The sequence below is a fragment of the Thalassospira mesophila genome (genome assembly GCF_002115755.1).
GTDB lineage: Bacteria > Pseudomonadota > Alphaproteobacteria > Rhodospirillales > Thalassospiraceae > Thalassospira > Thalassospira mesophila.
Window position 1 is genome coordinate 76826 of the sequence record NZ_JFKA01000012.1, and the last position, 18793, is coordinate 95618.

Annotated in this window: 16 protein-coding genes and 2 tRNA genes; 8 read left to right on the forward strand and 10 right to left on the reverse strand. The window is 53.7% G+C overall.

Annotated features, from left to right (window positions below; genetic code table 11):
* Positions 1 to 179: 179 nt before the first annotated feature.
* The 5 genes from guaB to TMES_RS18890 form a co-directional block, all read right to left on the reverse strand.
* A complete protein-coding gene (gene guaB, locus TMES_RS18870; protein WP_085585448.1) occupies positions 180 to 1646 on the reverse strand; it encodes an IMP dehydrogenase in 1467 nt (488 codons plus the stop codon).
* Positions 1647 to 1963: 317 nt separating this feature from the next.
* Complete coding sequence (locus tag TMES_RS18875; protein ID WP_085585450.1) at positions 1964 to 3283, reverse strand: methyl-accepting chemotaxis protein; 1320 nt, start codon at positions 3281 to 3283, stop codon at positions 1964 to 1966.
* On the reverse strand, positions 3258 to 3782 hold the full coding sequence (locus tag TMES_RS18880; protein ID WP_085585559.1) for a PAS domain-containing protein: 525 nt from the start codon (positions 3780 to 3782) through the stop codon (positions 3258 to 3260). Before TMES_RS18880 ends, TMES_RS18875 begins: the two co-directional genes overlap by 26 nt.
* 337 nt (positions 3783 to 4119) lie before the next feature.
* Complete coding sequence (locus tag TMES_RS18885) at positions 4120 to 4926, reverse strand: RlmE family RNA methyltransferase (RefSeq protein ID WP_085585452.1); 807 nt, start codon at positions 4924 to 4926, stop codon at positions 4120 to 4122.
* Between the two features lie 64 nt (positions 4927 to 4990).
* Positions 4991 to 6223 carry a Ppx/GppA phosphatase family protein gene (locus TMES_RS18890; protein ID WP_245835513.1) on the reverse strand — a complete coding sequence of 411 codons (1233 nt, stop codon included), beginning with the start codon at positions 6221 to 6223 and terminating at the stop codon, positions 4991 to 4993.
* Positions 6224 to 6514: 291 nt separating this feature from the next.
* On the opposite strand from TMES_RS18890, the gene TMES_RS18895 reads away from it, so the two are divergent.
* A tRNA-Gln gene (locus TMES_RS18895) sits at positions 6515 to 6588 on the forward strand.
* Between the two features lie 141 nt (positions 6589 to 6729).
* Here TMES_RS18895 and TMES_RS18900 read toward each other — a convergent pair.
* Positions 6730 to 7416, reverse strand: coding sequence for a metallophosphoesterase family protein (locus TMES_RS18900; protein WP_085585454.1), 687 nt, complete (start codon positions 7414 to 7416; stop codon positions 6730 to 6732).
* A gap of 212 nt (positions 7417 to 7628) precedes the next feature.
* On the opposite strand from TMES_RS18900, the gene TMES_RS18905 reads away from it, so the two are divergent.
* Both TMES_RS18905 and thpD read left to right on the forward strand, forming a co-directional pair.
* Positions 7629 to 7702, forward strand: a tRNA-Gln gene (locus TMES_RS18905).
* Between the two features lie 202 nt (positions 7703 to 7904).
* Positions 7905 to 8837 (forward strand): ectoine hydroxylase, encoded by a 933-nt coding sequence (thpD, locus tag TMES_RS18910; protein ID WP_085585456.1) that lies wholly within the window; start codon positions 7905 to 7907, stop codon positions 8835 to 8837.
* 99 nt (positions 8838 to 8936) lie between these two features.
* On the opposite strand, the gene TMES_RS18915 is transcribed toward thpD, so the two are convergent.
* Positions 8937 to 9635: a 5-formyltetrahydrofolate cyclo-ligase gene (locus TMES_RS18915; protein ID WP_085585458.1), complete on the reverse strand. Its 699-nt coding sequence runs from the start codon at positions 9633 to 9635 to the stop codon at positions 8937 to 8939.
* A gap of 111 nt (positions 9636 to 9746) precedes the next feature.
* Positions 9747 to 9953 carry a cold-shock protein gene (locus tag TMES_RS18920; RefSeq protein ID WP_085585460.1) on the reverse strand — a complete coding sequence of 69 codons (207 nt, stop codon included), beginning with the start codon at positions 9951 to 9953 and terminating at the stop codon, positions 9747 to 9749.
* Between the two features lie 550 nt (positions 9954 to 10503).
* Here TMES_RS18920 and TMES_RS18930 point away from each other — a divergent pair.
* On the forward strand, positions 10504 to 11532 hold the full coding sequence (locus TMES_RS18930) for a GGDEF domain-containing protein (RefSeq protein WP_085585464.1): 1029 nt from the start codon (positions 10504 to 10506) through the stop codon (positions 11530 to 11532).
* A gap of 395 nt (positions 11533 to 11927) precedes the next feature.
* On the forward strand, positions 11928 to 12962 hold the full coding sequence (locus TMES_RS18935; protein ID WP_085585563.1) for a hypothetical protein: 1035 nt from the start codon (positions 11928 to 11930) through the stop codon (positions 12960 to 12962).
* Positions 12963 to 13048: 86 nt separating this feature from the next.
* On the opposite strand, the gene TMES_RS18940 is transcribed toward TMES_RS18935, so the two are convergent.
* Positions 13049 to 13366 carry a hypothetical protein gene (locus TMES_RS18940; RefSeq protein ID WP_085585466.1) on the reverse strand — a complete coding sequence of 106 codons (318 nt, stop codon included), beginning with the start codon at positions 13364 to 13366 and terminating at the stop codon, positions 13049 to 13051.
* Between the two features lie 293 nt (positions 13367 to 13659).
* On the reverse strand, positions 13660 to 14292 hold the full coding sequence (locus TMES_RS18945; RefSeq protein ID WP_211275961.1) for a LysE family translocator: 633 nt from the start codon (positions 14290 to 14292) through the stop codon (positions 13660 to 13662).
* A gap of 238 nt (positions 14293 to 14530) precedes the next feature.
* On the opposite strand from TMES_RS18945, the gene TMES_RS22700 reads away from it, so the two are divergent.
* From TMES_RS22700 to TMES_RS18955, 3 genes are all read left to right on the forward strand, one after another.
* Entirely contained in the window at positions 14531 to 14992 is a 462-nt protein-coding gene (locus tag TMES_RS22700) for a hypothetical protein (RefSeq protein ID WP_143589733.1), read from the forward strand.
* Positions 14986 to 16536, forward strand: a complete 1551-nt coding sequence (locus TMES_RS18950; RefSeq protein WP_085585468.1) for a 2-isopropylmalate synthase — start codon at positions 14986 to 14988, stop codon at positions 16534 to 16536. The genes TMES_RS22700 and TMES_RS18950 overlap by 7 nt, the downstream gene beginning before the upstream one ends.
* Before the next feature lie 1125 nt (positions 16537 to 17661).
* The gene (locus TMES_RS18955) at positions 17662 to 18702 is read left to right on the forward strand and encodes a rod shape-determining protein (RefSeq protein WP_085585470.1); all 1041 of its coding nucleotides are present in this window, start codon (positions 17662 to 17664) and stop codon (positions 18700 to 18702) included.
* The last annotated feature ends 91 nt before the right edge of the window (positions 18703 to 18793 follow it).

The following is an 18793-nucleotide window of genomic DNA, read 5'->3' on the forward strand; positions in this document are numbered from 1 at the left end:
CATTGGAGATAAAAAGGAGATGACGGCGGGAAAGAACATCCGCCGTCATCTTTAAGCTTAGGGCCTAATTTGCGCTGCTGATAACATGCCTGCACGCTCACGCCAACCGTTTCGGACGCAAGGCAGGCCAGCACTTCTATCAGGCGTCGTTGATCGGGTTTGATCAACGCGCTTTAATATTACGCACCGGGGCGATAGTTCGGTGCTTCACGGGTGATCGTCACATCGTGGGCATGGCTTTCGCGCAGGCCCGCATTGGTGATGCGCACAAAGGTTGCCCGTTCGCGGAAATCCGCCAGCGTGGCCGAGCCGGTATACCCCATCGCTGCCTTCAACCCGCCCACCAGTTGGTGAACGATCTGGCTGGCCGGGCCTTTATAGGGCACGCGCCCTTCAATGCCTTCGGGAACCAGTTTAAGGTTGTCTTTGACATCTTCCTGGAAATAACGATCAGCAGAGCCGCGCGCCATGGCCCCGACAGAACCCATGCCACGATAGGATTTGTAAGACCGGCCCTGATACAAAATAACTTCGCCCGGGGCTTCGTCCGTCCCGGCCAGAAGGGATCCGACCATGCAGGTACTGGCCCCGGCGGCCATGGCCTTGGCAATATCGCCCGAAAATTTAATGCCGCCATCGGCAATGATCGGCACGTTATGTTTGTTGCCTTCGGCCGCACATTCCAGAATGGCGGTTAACTGCGGCACGCCCACACCGGCAACGATGCGGGTGGTGCAAATCGAGCCCGGCCCGATACCCACCTTCACCGCATCGGCACCGGCTTCGATCAATGCGCGAACGGCTTCGGGGGTGGCAACGTTACCGGCAATGATCTGGGTTTGGCCAGCAACCGCCTTGATCCGTTCAACCGCAGCAATAACACCTGCGCTATGGCCGTGTGCCGTATCAATAACCAGAACGTCCACTTCGGCTTCGATCAGCGCCATGGAGCGGCGGAAACCGTCTTCGCCCACACCGGTTGCGGCAGCAGCGCGCAAACGGCCACTGGCATCCTTGCAGGCATTGGGGTGCAATTTGGCTTTTTCGATGTCCTTGACCGTGATCAGGCCGGTACAGCGATAGGCATCATCCACCACCAGCAATTTTTCGATGCGGTGTTGATGCAGTAATTTTTTGGCTTCTTCGGTATTAACATTTTCGGTCACCGTGATGAGATTTTCAAACGTCATCAATTCGGAAACCGGCTGCGCACGGTTGGAGGCAAAACGCACATCGCGGTTGGTAAGGATACCGACCAGCTTGTTGGTTTCGCGTTCAACAACCGGAATACCGGAAATGCGATTGGAGTCCATAAGGCCAAGGGCGTCGGCCAAAGTCTGGTCCGGGTGGATGGTAATCGGGTTAACGACCATGCCGGATTCAAACTTTTTCACCCGGCGCACTTCTTCGGCCTGCAAGGCAATATCAAGGTTCTTGTGGATAACGCCCATACCGCCGTTTTGCGCCATAACAATGGCCATCGGGCTTTCGGTTACGGTATCCATTGCTGATGACAGCAAGGGCACACGCAATTCGATTTCACGGGTAAGACGGGTGTTGGTTTGGACCTGAGCTGGCAGGACCGAACTGGCCGCGGGCTTGATCAGGACGTCGTCGAAAGTCAGGGCTTCTTCGATACGGGTCATCTACACCACCTCGTTAATCTGAGTTGGCGCGGAACTTATACATGTTATGGTGCGCCTGCCAAGGTTTAGCGTCACAATACAGCCCTGAAATTTTATTGCTGCATTGTTTCGCGGTTTCCGTTAGATACTGGTCGATGGGGCTGCTATCTGGCAAAGCCCCTTTTTTATGCCGTTTTCACGGCACGATCCTGTATCGGAAAATGGGGATGCGCCGCCCCAACCACAAGCCCGGGCGTTTGCACCCCACCGCGCTGCCCAAAACCACACCCGGCCTTAAAACCAGACAGCATCGCACAGCAACACCGTCTGATTTCGGTTCAGGCCGCGGTTAAAACCTTGCCGATAAACTGGCGCACATCGCCGTCAAGCACGCTGGACTGGCGTTGCAGGTCATCTGCAGCACCGTTAATTTGCAACACGTCGCCGCCTGCATCCCTGGTTCCGGTGGCGACATCGGCCACGATCACGGTAATTTTGCGCATTTGCTCCACGGCGCCATCCACCCGGCGGCCAATTTCGGCGATCATCTCATATTGCTGGTTTACCGTATCGGAAACATGACGGGCATTTGCATTGATTTCGCCAATATTGCCATTAATGCCATGCACCGATTGCACAACAGCACGGGTGACATTTTGCATATCGGCAATTTCACGCGCCACATCTTCGGCCGCGCGCGCGGTTTGCCGGGCCAGGTTTTTCACCTCGGTCGCCACCACCGAAAACCCCTTGCCCGCTTCGCCCGCACGCGCGGCTTCGATGGTTGCATTCAGGGCCAAAAGGTTGGTTTGTTCGGCAATATCGGTGATCAGTTCAATCACATTGGCAATCCGCCGCGCCATATTATCAAGATCACCGACATGACGGCTGGCCTGATCGGCATTTTCAACCGCGTTTTCCGCCAAATTTACAGCGCCGCTCATTTGCGTGCCGATATCGCGGATGGAGGAAATAAACCGTTCCGTGGCCTCGGCGATCCCATCAAGCGAGGCGGCACTTTCGGCGGCGGCGGCATCCACATCGCGTGCCTGCAGGGCTATAATTTCCACCCGTTGCGACAGCGCGTTGGAGTTTTGCGACAATTGCCCCGCCGCAACCGAAACAGACGTAACCACACTTTGAATATTATCGCCAATCGCCCCGGCGCTATAGGTAAAGGTGCGGGTTTTATCGTCCATCGCGTTCAGGGCCGCATTGACCTTGGCTGCATATTCGATCAAATCGCCCTGCAACCCCTTGGGCAGAATTTTGCGATAATAGGCCCCGGCGGCGGCATGGGTCATCGCCCCGGCGGCTTCGCGGGTGAAGGCTTCGGTCAGGTCCAACAAATCGTTAATCGCAGTCATCAGCGGGCGCATATGGCCCGTGGCGGCGCGATGGGTAATGCGAATATCCATTTGGCCGCTGGCAGCGGCGTTAATGGCGTCTATCGCGCGGCGTAACAGCTTTTCGTGGCGTAACAACAAAATGGCGGCCACGGCAAACAGAACAAACCCGAACGCCGCCGCCCCCGTTTCGAGCGACCACACCCCGCCCTTGCCGCCTTGCACCAGCAAGGCCACAAACAAGGCCAGTTGCACCACAGCCCCGATAGCCAGGCCGATACATATTTTACAAAGTGAAAACAAACTGGTCATAATCCACCCCCTGGGTGCTAAGAAGACCGGTCAGACTGGCCGTGCCCAATGCCATGCCATCGCGGCGATTTTGCACAGCGGCTTCTTCCTGGCATAATTGGGCATAAAGGGCCGAAACCGCTGTAATGGCTTCGCGCCGGGGTTTTCGCCGGTTGGAATGATACCCGCGGATGGTGCCATCGGCATTCAGGGTGGGGGTTACATTGGCCAGCACCCAGTAATGATCGCCGTTGGCCGCACGATTGATGACATAGGCAAATATCTCGCGGCCCTTGATGATGGTGTCCCACATCAGGGCAAAAACGCACCGCGGCATATGCGGATGACGGATAATGCTGTGAGGTTGCCCCAGCAACTGGTTTTCGCTGTATCCGGAAATACGTAAAAACACATCATTGGCATAGGTGATCCGGCCCTTCGGGTCGGTTTTGCTGACAATGATTTCATCATCATCAAAATGGCGCTCAACACCGGTCAGGTGCAGATTTTCCTGCTTCATCAGAAACCCCCAAATTTCCAACATGCAGGGCTCTGACGGCCCATTCCCATGTTCTTTGCAGGCATCACCCTGCGCAGTCAGGAAGGTGCCCACGGTCGCAACAGAGCCGCCCAACCGGCACCCCATACGATGGTCTAGGAAATGTATAGCTGTGCTTTTCCCCTCCCGGCTTGACTTAGCGCAAAAAAATGACGGCAATTTTGAATTTTGCCAAAACAAAGCGGGTTAACCGGGCCGGAAATAAAAATAGAAAAAACGCGCCGAAGATAAATTCTTCGGCGCGTTAAATCTTGAAGGCTGGTTGTTATCGCGTCCTTACCGCACCACAAGGCGGCAATTATTCAACCGGCGACCAATTGTCATCTTCAATCAGCTCAGCCGTTGCAATATCGGCTTCGGCATTGTTCTGACCGCGAAAGCCGGTGGCAATCAGATAGGTTTCCGGGCTTTCGGCGCGCGATGACGGCGGCTTGGCATGTTTGGAAATGCGAAAATGCTGCTTAACCCGGTTTAAAAGGTCGGTTTCCGTACCGCCCTTAAACACCTTGGCAATAAAAATACCATTGGGTGCCAAAACTTCTTCGGCAAACAGCAAGGCATGTTCGACCAGATCAATAATGCGGATATGGTCGGTCTGGCGATGGCCGGTGGTTTCGGGCGACATATCGGAAATCACGGCATCAACCGGCCCTTGCAGGGCATGCTTGATCAAAGCCGGTGCCGCCGGATCAAGAAAGTCTGCCTGCAAACAGGTTGCACCGGGCACCCCTTCCCATTCGAGAATATCAAGCCCGACAACCTGACCACGGCCCTGTTTGGACCCGACCATGTCGACAGCCACCTGTGTCCAGCCGCCCGGCGCGGCACCCAGGTCAACCACGCGCATGCCCGAACGCAGCAAATCGAACTGGTTGTTGATTTCAATCAGCTTGAACGCCGCGCGCGAACGATAGCCAAGGCGTTTGGCTTCCTGCACATAGGGGTCGTTCAATTGCCGGTCGAGCCAGCGCGTGGACGAAATTTTGCGCCCCTTGGCACTTTTTACCCGGGTCCGCAGCCCACGGCGGGCACCGGTATCGATGGCGGCAATGGCCGAACCCTTGCGGCGGCGTCCGCCACCTTTTCCGCTGCGTTGATCGGTCATAAGAATATCCTGAAATTAAAATGCATAAAATTATGGAATAACCGGCGTTGATATCAAAGGTCGATCAGACCGATGCCGGTATTTTCGCCCCTGTATGACGGCGCGCTTCGCACGGGTCAATAGCATGGCCATCGGCGCGCATCAAATCGACCAGAATGCCTTCGCGCAAACCACGGTCCGCCACTTTAAGGGTCGCCAGCGGCCAAATATCGCGAATGGCGGCAAAAATGGCGGCTCCGGCATCCATCAGTTCGGCGCGCTGGTTGCCAATGCACGGGTGCCCTTTGCATTTGTCGGCTTCCATGCGCAACAACAGCTCGGTGACCCGTTCAGCATCGTCAAACCGCAAATCGGACCCGTCGACTTTGTGGCGTTCATAGCGTTCAAGGCCAAGGGCAATGCCACAAAACGTGGTGACGGTGCCCGATGTGCCAATCATCTGAACCTTGTTATCGTCGAGAATATCCGAACAGCAATTGCGCGCGGCAAAATCTTCAAGGCGTTCGCGAATTTCGCTGCGCATGGCTTCAAACCGGTCACGCCGGTTTTCAACACCGGCATAACGTTCGGTCAAACACAAAACACCGCATGGCATCGATAATGTTTCAACGCATTTGGTTTCGCCGCTTTGCGCAACCTTGATCCAGCAAATTTCGGTACTGCCGCCGCCAATATCAAACACAATGGCATAGGGCCGCTCGTCAAGCAGGGCCGAACAGGCCTGAAGCGCCAAACGGCTTTCTTCTTCGGGGTTGATGATATCAAGCGAAATACCGGTTTCATGGCGCACCTGGCGCATAAATTCATCGCGGTTATCGGCCGACCGGCAGGCTTCGGTGGCAACGGCCCGAATTTTTATACCCGGATGCTTGCGCAGTTTTTTGGCACAAATGCGCAGGGCTTCAATCGCCCGGTCCATTGCCCCTTGGCATAAATAACCCTTTTCGCGCACCCCTTCGCCCAGGCGCACCACCCGGGAAAAGGCATCGACCACCTTGAAACCGTTATTACACGGGCGTGCAACCAGCAAACGGCAATTCGAACTGCCCAGATCAATCGCCCCATACAGGGCGGGATGACTGCTTAGCCCGCGCGGATCATTGGACGATGCACCGGCATTGTGACGCCCCGGAACTTCCAGCACGGCATCCCCGGACACAACATGCCCGGCGTCCAGGCGCACAGGCCCACCGGATGTGTTATGAGGAAAGCTGTGTGTCACCGTTGCCTTGTCCTTTGCCAGTTTAATCTTTGCTGCGCCAACCCGGCTGTTTGCTGTGTTTCCCTGCGATAACATCCCGTTTGCCCCAAAACAACCGGGTCAATTGGAAACAGTTTGAACACAAAAACGCCGAATCTGTCACATGAGTTTAACGAGAATGCAGAATAACGCAAATCCCCCATTCATTTTGTGGTTAAATCACAGGGCAAACTGCGTCGGTCTTTCTCGCGCGTTGTGTTGCTTCATATATGGTGTCTTTCGCATTTTCGCATCAGAAAACGACAAATTGCCAAAAAAACACTTGCCAAAGCCCGGCCGGTTTTATAAACACCGCTCCACGCCAAACGGCGTGACATAAAGTTCTGCTGGGGGATAGTTTAACGGTAGAACTACGGACTCTGACTCCGTCAGTCCTGGTTCGAATCCAGGTCCCCCAGCCACTCTTTCCCAAAATACGCCCGGCAAGACAATCCGCACATTGTGCGGTTTTTTTGTGCCTGCATGCAAGAGCGCAAGCTGAAAACCGGCACCGGGCCGACGCTGCACCTTGTTACCTGAAACACGCGTACCCGGCGCCCGGTCTAAGTCGCCAGATCCTGCGGTGACAGCACAAAAACCTCGGCGCCATCAAGGCCGCGCACGGGGGTGCCAAATTTGCTGTGCCCGCGATAGGGGTGATGCATATGGCCATGCACCAGCAATTTTGCCCCCATTTTCTGCCCCAGCCGGTCAATTTCAGCGGTGCCAAATTCGTGGCAGGACGGGGCTTCGTGGCTGACCAGAACGTCACATTTCAGGCGCGCCAGAATGTCGTGATCTTCGGGGAAAATTGTGTCGCGTTGGCGCAATGGCAGCCCTTTGCGCCAGCGCACATGGGGCCGGGTTACAGCAAGGAAATCTTCGCGGCATTGAAAAACCGGCTTTTTGCCCGAAATTGGATACCAGACCCGCCCCCGGTAAATACCGCTCAGCCCGGCAACCGATAACGTGCCATCGCGGCACGGCATTTCAACAACACGGCTTCCCAGATTGCCCTGGGGATAATCTTCAAACAAAAAGTCATACTGGGCGGCATCGGTGCAATCATGATTGCCCAAAATCCACCAGCAATGCACTCCCTGCGCAATCACCGGGGCCAGCACGTCGCGAAACGGGCGCTGCAAATCCAGATCCCCGGCAATCACCACATGTTCAGGCCGATGCCGGGCAACGGCATCAAACAGCGGATCAAAATTCTGGTGCGGATCACCATAAAACAGCACAGGCATCAGGTTCTCGTATCTTGCGGCACAGTCGAATGACGGGTTCGATATGACAATTTCATCACGTTTATAGTCATACCACTGTGCGACAAAACCCCAAGGGCAAATTCAACAAGGCAGATAAAGACGCCGCTTTGCGCGCTGCCATATTGACAAGCAAGGCGGGCTCGGGTAACTCACTGCGCACAGCGTGCAATACGCTGCGATAAAAGTTCTGCTGGGGAATAGTTTAACGGTAGAACTACGGACTCTGACTCCGTCAGTCGTGGTTCGAATCCACGTTCCCCAGCCATTTCCTTTGCCAGATGCGGTTAAATCCGCCAGGAAATAACGGCCCTCGCGGTGCCCGACAAGCCCCCACCTTTTTTCCTTTTAAAACCGCACGCTACAGCCAGTTGTAAAAATAAATGGAACACATGCCGGACGTGATCGTTGGTTAAGGGCAATCCCTGATTGCAACGAATGCAGAGAGTGCGAAAGCAAAGGAGCATACGATGCTAAACGACATGTACCGATCCCGAAAAGACAACAAACCCGTCATTTCCGAACGCAAGGACCCTGTGATCTGGTCTAAAACCGGAAGCACAGAAAGCAATGGTGTGCTGAGCCGTGCGCAGGAAGATTTTTATGAGCAAAACGGATTTTTGTTCATCGAAAATGTTTTTAGCGCCGATGAAATTGCAAAGCTGCGCGAGGAAGCAGAAACCCTGCGCAAAAATGGTCAATCGGAAGAAGACGTGATCAAGGAACCGTCAAGCAATGCGGTGCGCAGTGTTTTTCGGGTTCACGAAAAGAACCAAACCTATCTGGATTTGATGGCAGACGACCGGCTGGCCGCGATTGCCGAACATATCCTCAATGACGAGGTTTACATTCACCAGTCGCGGGTCAATTTCAAACCGGCCTTCAAGGGCAAGGAATTTTACTGGCATTCCGATTTTGAAACATGGCACACTGAAGATGGCATGCCCCGGATGCGCGCCCTGTCGATGTCGATTACCCTGTCGGAAAACACGCCCTATAACGGGCCGTTGATGCTGGTGCCAGGTTCGCACAAGAAATTCATTTCCTGTGTTGGTGAAACCCCGGACGACAATTACAAAAGCTCGCTAAAAGCGCAGGAATACGGCACGCCTGATCAAGACAGCCTGACCGCCATGATCCAGAAACACGGCCTGGCGGCCCCCACCGGCCCGGCCGGGTCGGTGCTGATATTTGATTGCAATACATTGCATGGATCGGGCAACAACATTACGCCCTTCCCGCGTTCCAATGCGTTTTTCGTTTATAACAGCATGGAAAACAGGGTGGTCGCCCCCTTTGCCGCGAAATCGCCACGACCGGATTTTCTGGCAACCCGGGACTCTATTCGCCCCATTCGCCAAAAACCCCACCGCACCGCGCGGCATTTACATGCTGCTGAATAACAGCAAACACATAGACACCAGTTTCATATCGGGCGCGGCGGCTTTTACCGGCGCGCCTTTATTTTATCCCTTGTACCCGCCCATAACGGCATTTTGATCTCATGAAAAATGCCGCACGCCTTTTTCCGTGATCAACACATCCATCGGCACATCGTAACGATGGGGGAAAATGGTTTTCAGTTCGGCATGGGCAAAGCCCACCCCGACCACAAGCGGTCGATGATCAAAGGCCGCCAGGGTGCGGTCAAAAAAACCGCCGCCATAACCAAGACGGTATCCCTTTTCATCAAACCCGACCACAGGGGCGATGATCACATCAGGTAAAACCGGCAAAACGGGCACACCTGCGGCCGATGCCGCCGGCACGGCAATTCCGGCAAACCCCGGCATCATTTCGGTTTGTGGCGTCCAGGAATGAAAAACCATGGGCTGGTGCCGGGCGACAACCACTGGCAGGCATGCCGCACCGCCTTTGGCAATATGATCGGCCATCACACCACGCACATCAATTTCGCCCTGCACTGGCCAATAAAACCCGATACAGCTTTGCCGGGGCCGCCGGGATGGTGCAATTGTTTTGGTTAAAAACTGGCAAATGCTGCGTTCGGCCTCTATTCGGCCTGATAGCGGCATATCGATGCGGGCCTTTAACAAAGCCTTGCGGGCTTGCCCGCGCCAGTTTGCCATGGCGGCCTCGTCCCCCGCCCCGGCCCGATATTGCGGCACACCGGCAGCGGTTGGCAGGTCACTTGCGTCGCGATTGTCATCGCAATTATTATCGCAATTGTCGTGCGGCATTCAGGAAACTCGTGACGTGAAACAGAAATGATAAAATCACCCGGAAACGATTAACGCGCCGGTGACCGGCGCGTTAACGGTTTGTCAGCAATGCTGCAATCCAAATCGATATCAGAGGAGAGCAAGATCTTCTGCCGACAGGCGGCCATTGCGACCTTCAATCAGCTCGAACTGAATCTTCTGGCCTTCATCAAGACCCTGGAGGCCAGCGCGCTGAACCGCGGTGATATGCACGAATGCATCTTTTGCACCTTCGTCCGGGGTAATGAAGCCATATCCCTTGGTCGCGTTGAACCACTTAACCGTTCCGGTAGCCATATCAATAGTCGTCCTTAAGTTTGATATGCATGCCTTTCGTCTCGGAAAGGCACTACTGCAAGTCTCTGCAACGATTCCCCGATACGGGCTTCCTTCCCTCAACCACAAGGCAATCAGCCCGGCCCTTGAAATGCTGCATTGTTTCAATAATTACGCGAAAAACGCCGCCCGCGCAACGAAATCATATATTAAGGATTCTTTATCGGCTGATTATTCTTTAGAACAGGTCAGCGAAAAGTCCCTATACGAAATCATAGACTTAGCGATGGGCCACATCCCCCTTGCGAAACCATATGTGCTACCTTTGCATAATAAGAACGCCATCTTGCTGCCAAACCCCCGCCCAATCTGGTGATCGGCAATTGCAATAAGATCAATAAGCGTGCATTAGTTTCTGGTACGAAGAAATAATAAGTTCTGCGGTTGTTTTTTTGCACATTTTGCAAATTTTACATATCGACCGCGACGGAACAGATACGCGCACCACACGAGCGCTGCGGGATTTAGAACCAGTTTGGATTTTTACGATACCGGATCGGATAATTAGCAAGTGACCGCAGCGACCAAGATAGCCAACCCGCGTGAAATCGCTCAAAATGCCATGGCCCTGATCACGGATTTGAACTTGCAGCCAACGCCACAGGTTTTTCACGTTTTCTATGCCTATCTCGCCGACGAGATTTCTGAACTCAGCCAGATCATCCGTGTTCTTGTGCGTAACACCCAGGACCTGAACGAGGAAACCGTTTACCGGCTTTACCATAAATATTTTGGTCTTAGCGCGGTTGACCGGCAACTGACGGCGGGTGTTGCCGGGCTGCAGGCGGCAGTTGAACGGGTTGAAGATGCGGTGGACGAGGTTTTACGCGAAACCGAGGATTTCTGCGGCCATCTGGGCGATGCCGCCACCCGTTTCGAGGATGAGGAAATCTCGATTGAGGAAGTGCGCGGTATCACGACGAGCCTGGTGAACACCACCAACAGCACGCGCCAGCGCTGTGTTGATTTTCAGGGATCCTTGCAACAATATCACGGCGAAGTTCGCCGCGTGCGCAATGAACTTGAACTGGTGCGCCGCGACGCCCTGACCGACACCTTAACCGGCATTGCCAACCGTAAAATGTTTGATGCGTCCTTGCGCGAAGCGGTTACCAACAGTATGGAAACCGGCGAGCCCCTGACCTTGCTGATGATTGACATCGACCGTTTTAAACATTTTAACGACAATTACGGCCACCGTGCCGGTGATGGCGTGTTAAAAGAAGTCGCACGGGTTTTGGTTAATTCGACCAAAGGTGCTGATACGGTGGCGCGCTATGGCGGCGAGGAATTTTCGATCATTCTGCCCGACACCACGCCGGAAAATGCCGAAAAACTGGCTGAAAAGCTGCGTCAGAATGTGTCGTCTCGCCGCATTCGCAACAAAAAAACCGGCAAGGATTTTGGCCAGCTTACCGTATCGATCGGATTAAGCGGCCTGAAGCTGGGTGAAAACATTCTGGAATTCATTGATCGCGCCGACGAAGCCCTGTACCGCGCCAAGCAGGCCGGACGAAACACCTGCATCCGGCTGGATTAACCACACCTGACAACCATATACCGATGGCCAGTTTTATTTCGGCAGTTCCCCGTGCGATGATGACAACGTAGTCACATCGCGGTTTTCATTAAGGAAAACGGGTTTATGCTTGTGTTTTTCCAAATTAGACCGCCCGAAGTGGTTGTTGCGCGGCATAACGTTCCCACATCCATACAAATGCCGTGTCATGGCCTGCCCCGATAGCCCCGGCATCATCAACGGGCAGGTTTGCGAATATGGCGATTGCAATACTTCGCGCGAACAAGCTATTTTCGTTTCGATACTGCAGACGACGTCACGCGCGACGACAGTTAAAAACATTATGCCGTTAGCGGCAGAACCATATAAAGAGCAATATCTGCGATGACGGGCCTTGAATGGGCGGAGCCAGCAAAATGAACAAGCAGACACGCGAACGCAAACTGGACCTGCAGCACAAAATTTTTCGCACATTCGATGAATGCCATTTTCAAAAATCGGACATTTCACAAGAATCGTTATTTGTCCTGCAAATGAGCGAAGGATCAACCGTGTCGCTGCCTTTGCGGGCAGTCTGTCGCGAATTTGGAATTGACGAAGATTCCAACGATGGCGAACTGATCGGGCTGGTTGACAAGGCACTGGATTTTATCAATGTCCTGCGCCCCGGTGACGATTTGCCGTTAGAAGTTTTGACCGGTGAAGCATCCTGGGCGGTAGACAACAATCACCGCCAGATCGCCTATAACCGCGTCACCATGCAGCTTGTCACCTGGATGTCGGGCAGCGAAGAGCTGATCACGGACCCGGAAAAACTGCTGCAAATTGCCGAAGACCCCGGCACCAAACGCAAAATCAACGAAGCCTTTGACGAGGTTTCGGAGAAGCTGGGCATGGGCAAGGAAAACCGCGAAGAAGTGATCAATCTGGTGCATCAGGTCGCCGATGAACTGGCCTATATTGAAACCTTGCGCGAAAAATACCGTCTGGTGCAGATGGTAGACAGTAAATTGCAGGAATTGCGCCGGATATACGCCCATGAAAAAGGCGTATTGGAAACCGTTACCCAGGTTATCCGCCTGATTGACGATGCCATGAAACGGTTTGAAACATCATTTGACGAAATTGACGCCAATACCGGTGAAATCATGTCGGTTCTGCGTAACTTTACCACCCAGCGCCAATATATTCGCACCAAACGCGACGATTTGTTTCGTCGGCTGCGCGCGTGGGAACCCTTGTTTGAGCAATGGAGCGCCCTGACCCCGGAACGCGACCCCGAGACGGTAAAACTGGTGCGCGAAACCTACCAGTTTCTGGCACCGCGTTTTATGAAGGTTAAGGAATGGCTGCTGATGACCAAGGTGCAGGATGGCATTGCCTCGGGCCAGCATTTCAAGGATGAAAAAGACCGCATGAATGCCCTGAAAGGCAAAATGATGCAGTGGTAATTGCTGCATCATGTCGTCATGCCTTCAAGCGCGTCTTTTTAAAACGCCCGCCCCGGCTATAACCGGATTTTCAAATTTTCAGGATCTCAGGATTTTGTGATTTTAAGCGCGATATGGCCATCGAGCACCGTCAGGGCCTTTTTCGCCGATGCGGGCATGGGTACGCGCAGCTCGATACAATAGGAAATTAATGACGCCGCCAGTTCAGCCCCCGACGAAGGGATGAATAACGAATGACCATCGTCGGGAACCAGTTCCAGTGTCACGACAATGTCGGGGCTGGTGCTGATGGTCAGCTTACCGATCTGGCCGGGCGGCAAGGGTTTGCCCGTTTTGCGACGATGCCCGGTAATGGCCCGGATGATTTCGACATTTTCAAAAATAATACAGCGCAATTCACGCATATGCTTTGCTCTTTCCGGGCTTTTGGATAACGGATGCGGCGTTTGCAGCCCTTATCGGCGGTAATGTTTTATCCCGGCACCGGGAAACCTGCCCTTGCCCACCCTTCGTGATGGCGGCGCAAGATGAAGCAGGCATAGCATCATCAAACGATGCAATTCCCGCATCGAAAAATCAACCAGCTGAAAAGCTTAAACTATTTCAACGTCCCGCCGATAGCTTAAACACCGCTATCCCGGCGACAATTTACCGCCAAACCTTTCGCATGTCCTGGAAAGAGCCCGCGAAGGCTGGCTTAGCTGGTGGCAAGCCAAATGCCGACGCCAATCATCAACGTTCCGGCGATCCGGTTTAAAATACGGACATTGCCGCTTTTTTCCAGAAAGTGCCGCAAAGATTTCCCCCCCGAGGCATACAGGATCAAACAGATCAGCTCCATCACCAGCAAAATTGCCACCAAAGCCGATAATTGCGGCATTACCGGCTGGCCAATATGAATAAAGGGCGGCAACAGCGAAATCATAAAGGCCCAGCCCTTGGGGTTGGCAATGGCGGTCACAAAACCTTGGGTGGCAAGGGCCGCCGGGGTTGCGGTTTTGCCAGGTGCGATGCTGGCCGCGGCATCAAATGACAGGGCCATGCGCCCGCGCGACCGCCACATTTGCACCCCCAGATACGCCAGATACCCCCCGCCGACATATTTGAAAATGGCAAAAACCGCCGGATATTGCAGCATGATCGCCGCGACCCCGAGGGCCGAGGAAACAGCCACAATCGCCACCCCCATCAGTTCCCCGGCCATCATCCACATCGTTTTGCGCACCCCGATGGTCATGCCCATGGTCAGGGCCAGGGTCATGCACAATCCGGGTGTGATCGACACAAAAAAGGCAGTCGGCACAAATGCTGCCAAAAGCGACAGTTCCATCTTTTTATCCATTTTAACAAAACACGCAGCCCCCCGCATATACCAACTCGCACCATTCGCCAATTGCCTGCATGACACAGCGCGATGAACTTTTTCACACTGCCCAAGACCAGCACGCACACGGCGCAAAAATACGTTATAACAATTATGTCGCGGCGGCGCTGGCCCATCGCCAAGCGTGTTAAACGGCCCCGCCAACGCCAAACCGGCCCGCTGAAATTGACGCGGGGAAACCGGTTTGCCCCGTGCCGAGCGTAGCCTTTTGGCAAAAACAGTTAAAAAATACCCGATGCGGGTACAAAAATTACTTGACCTGCACGCCTATGACGTCAAGATTAGGGCTTCAAACCAACTGTGCTTTCACCTGATCGAAGACCGATGTTCGCAAATCAGACCATTCACATTAATCGCGCACAAGATGCCATGGCCGTTTCGGCTATTGCGGCATTTGGTCGTGCGATTATGTCTGATGCGCTTCTCCTATCGGGTCTTCCAGGTTGTGCCGCTCGCGGGTCGCTACGACTTACCCGCCCCTGAGCGTTCCACCCGAGGCCCCCGCAACCTGAAACAGGTATGTGCCGCCTCGCAGCTCAGGGGAACCAGTCGCGCCGCACTTCAGGCCCGCATTGAATTTCCAAAAATCACCAGATTATTCAAGGGCGTTCAGGCCCGACCAAGACAGGAAACGAAGCCATGGTAAGTTCAGACAACCGCGTCATCATTTTTGACACCACCTTGCGTGACGGTGAACAGTCTCCCGGCGCATCCATGTCACTCGATGAAAAACTGCGCGTTGCCCATGCACTGGCCGAACTGAAGGTCGATGTGATCGAGGCCGGTTTTGCCATTGCCTCGAACGGCGATTTCCGTTCGGTCAATGAAATTGCCAAACAAATCAAAGGCCCGACCATTTGCTCGCTGGCGCGTGCCACCAAGGGCGATATCGAACGCGCAGGCGAAGCCCTGGTTCCGGCAGAAAACAAACGTATTCATACCTTCATTTCCACAAGCCCGCTGCATATGAAATACAAATTGCAGATGGAACCGGAACGGGTGTTGGAAAAGGTCAGCGAAAGTGTCGCCTTTGCGCGGCGCTTTACCGATGATGTTGAATGGTCCGCCGAAGACGGGTCGCGCACCGAGCATGACTTTTTGTGTCGCTGCGTCGAAGCCGCGATTGATGCCGGCGCCACCACCATTAATATTCCCGACACGGTGGGTTACACCACGCCCGGCGAATATGCCGCCATCATGACAATGCTGTTTAACCGGGTGCCCAATATCGACAAAGCGATCCTGTCGGTTCATTGCCACAATGATTTGGGGCTGGCGGTTGCAAACTCGCTGGCCGCGGTTCAGGCCGGTGCCCGCCAGATTGAATGCACCATTAACGGTCTGGGCGAACGGGCTGGCAATGCCGCACTCGAAGAAATTCTGATGGCGCTGCAAACCCGCAACGACGTTATGCCCTATTCGACCGGGCTGGATTCGACCAAAATCATGAATGCGTCGCGCCTGGTATCGGCGGTATCGGGTTTTGTTGTGCAGCCCAACAAGGCCATTGTTGGTGCCAACGCCTTTGCCCATGAAAGCGGCATTCATCAGGACGGCTATTTGAAACACGCCGAAACCTATGAAATCATGAAACCTCAAAGCATCGGGCTGAACAAATCCAGCCTGGTGATGGGCAAACATTCCGGCCGTCATGCCTTTAAGGAAAAGCTGAAAGAACTGGGCTTTGCCGAAATGGGCGACAACGCCATTCAGGATGCGTTTGACCGTTTCAAGGAACTGGCTGACAAGAAAAAAGAAGTTTATGACGACGACATCGTCGCCTTGGTCGATGACGGCCTGCGCGACAATGAACACATTAAATTTGTGTCGCTGGGCGTTATTTGCGGGTCAAAAGGCCCGCAGGTGGCCGAACTGGAACTGACGGTAAATGGCGAAACCAAAACCGCCAAAACCACTGGTGACGGGCCGATTGATGCTACCTTTAACGCCATTCAGGAAATTTATCCGCATACTGAATGGCAGTTGAAACTGTATCAGGTTCACGCTGTAACCGAAGGCACCGATGCCCAGGCACAGGTTACCGTTAAACTGGAAGGTGATGGCCGCACCGTTATTGGCAATGCGTCTAGCACCGATACCGTGGTCGCGTCCTGCATGGCCTATGTCACCGCCGTTAATAAACTGATCCTCAAAAGCCAGAAAACCGCACCCGACGCCATGGCGTCATAAGCAAAAACACACAGCATTACCAAATCTTGTGCGATCAGGGGGAGCCAGCGGGCTCTCCCTTTTTCGTTATGGGGCGACACGGGGCGAATTTTTGCGCACATGTTTTCAGAATGCCCCCTTTGCACGCAATCGGGCCACGTCTGCTTTTGTATGACCCAAAACCGCGCACCGCCGAATCGCATATTATATGCCACCATTCCGGTGATATTTACGTGTTGTCCGCGCGTAACGACAACCCCGGCGCGCACAGCGCATCGATATCAAAACGAAAACAAACAATGGTCCGCGAAAATTTGAGGCCTTTTTTATAAAACCCGCACATAGCGCACCAGAATTTTCCCCCACACCTGCCCAAACAGTGCGATTCGCCACAGAGTTCAAAAGGCTGGAAACAAGGCCTGCTGATTTGTGATGGCCCCGGCAATGCCCTTTTTTCAAGCACGCAACCCTGTGTGATAGTTGAAAAACCTTGCCCCGACCCGGACATGTCACAACGGGATCAACACCGTTTTCCCCACGACCAGATCAAATTAAAGTGCAACGACCTGAAGTTGAAAATAAAAACCTTTCGCCAATAAATCCTCCTGCCCGCAAACGAACACGGGGGCCAGAAAAATTTGGTCAGGTGCCTTTTTCAAGCGCACCGGGTGCCGTTCGCAAAATGCCTTCAACACCCAGATAGCACGTTCAGGGATAAGGATCCCGGTCCATCAGATCTGTTTGGAAAGATCCCAAAAATCGCAATTTTCTGCTGCCTGCCGTACCAGTACCGATTAAATCCGGACCGCAATTTCACCACCCGGTCGCTTTTGTCGCCCCGGTCACCAGGTCTAAAATGACGATTCGCCGGTTTTTTGCGAGTCTGTCACATTTTTGGAATGAAGCCCTCGCGACACCGCCCGAGCGATGCATACTAAAAGTTGAATACCACTGCAAGGTCGATCTGTTATCCACCTTTGGGCTGGTCAATTGCTGCAAATTCACGTTAAGCACACCAAAGGCAGAGGCGACCTTAACTATTCCGCAATCCGTTGCAGTTTATTCGTGCATAGGCGCTCTCGCTGCGCTATCTAGAGCGATACATTCGCGTTTAAAAGTTTTCTATTACCGGGGCATAGGGCAGGAATGTTTTCCAAGCTGCTTGGGCTATTATCCTCCGACATGGCGGTCGATCTTGGTACCGCCAACACGTTGGTTTACGTCAAAGGACGCGGCATCGTCCTGAACGAACCATCGGTTGTTGCAATCACCGACGAGAAAGGTAAAAAACAGGTTCTCGCGGTTGGCGAAGAAGCCAAGTTGATGTTGGGCCGTACCCCTGGATATATTCAGGCTATTCGCCCGTTACGGGACGGTGTTATCGCCGAATTTCACATTGCCGAAGAAATGATCAAACATTTCATTCGCAAAGTGCATAATCGTCGGAGCTTTGCCAGCCCGGAAGTCATCATCTGTGTTCCTTCAGGGTCCACCGCTGTTGAGCGCCGCGCCATTCAGGAAAGTGCTGAAAGTGCCGGCGCCCGCAAAGTATGGCTGATCGACGAACCAATGGCTGCCGCCATCGGCGCAGGCCTGCCGGTTACCGAACCGACAGGTTCAATGGTTGTTGATATTGGCGGCGGCACCACCGAGGTCGCTGTTCTGTCTTTGGGTGGTATTGTTTATGCCCGATCCGTACGGGTTGGCGGCGACAAGATGGACGAAGCGATTATCGCTTATATCCGTCGCACCCATAACCTGCTGGTCGGCGAAAGCACGGCTGAACGGGTTAAAAAAGAAATCGGTTCTGCCTGTGCGCCTGACGATGGCGATGGCGCAACCATGGAAATTCGTGGTCGCGACCTGATGAATGGCGTGCCCAAGGAACTTCTGATTTCCGAACGACAGATCGCCGAAAGCCTTGCCGAACCTGTTTCAGCCATTATCGAGGCTGTTAAGGTTGCCCTGGAACAGACCCCGCCTGAACTGGCCGCCGACATTGTCGACAAGGGCATTGTTCTGACCGGTGGTGGCGCGATGCTGGGTAATCTTGATTACGTTCTGCGTCATGCAACCGGCCTTCCGGTTTCAATTGCTGACGATCCGCTTTCATGTGTTGCGCTTGGTACAGGCCGCGCACTGGAAGAAAAGAAAATGCTGCGGAACGTGTTACACACCGCCTATTAAGGTTTGTGTGAGAAAATCATCGCCGGGCCGCATCCTTACTGGACGCGACTCGGCGTTTTTATTACTATTGTTCGTGACAAAGATTTTTTCG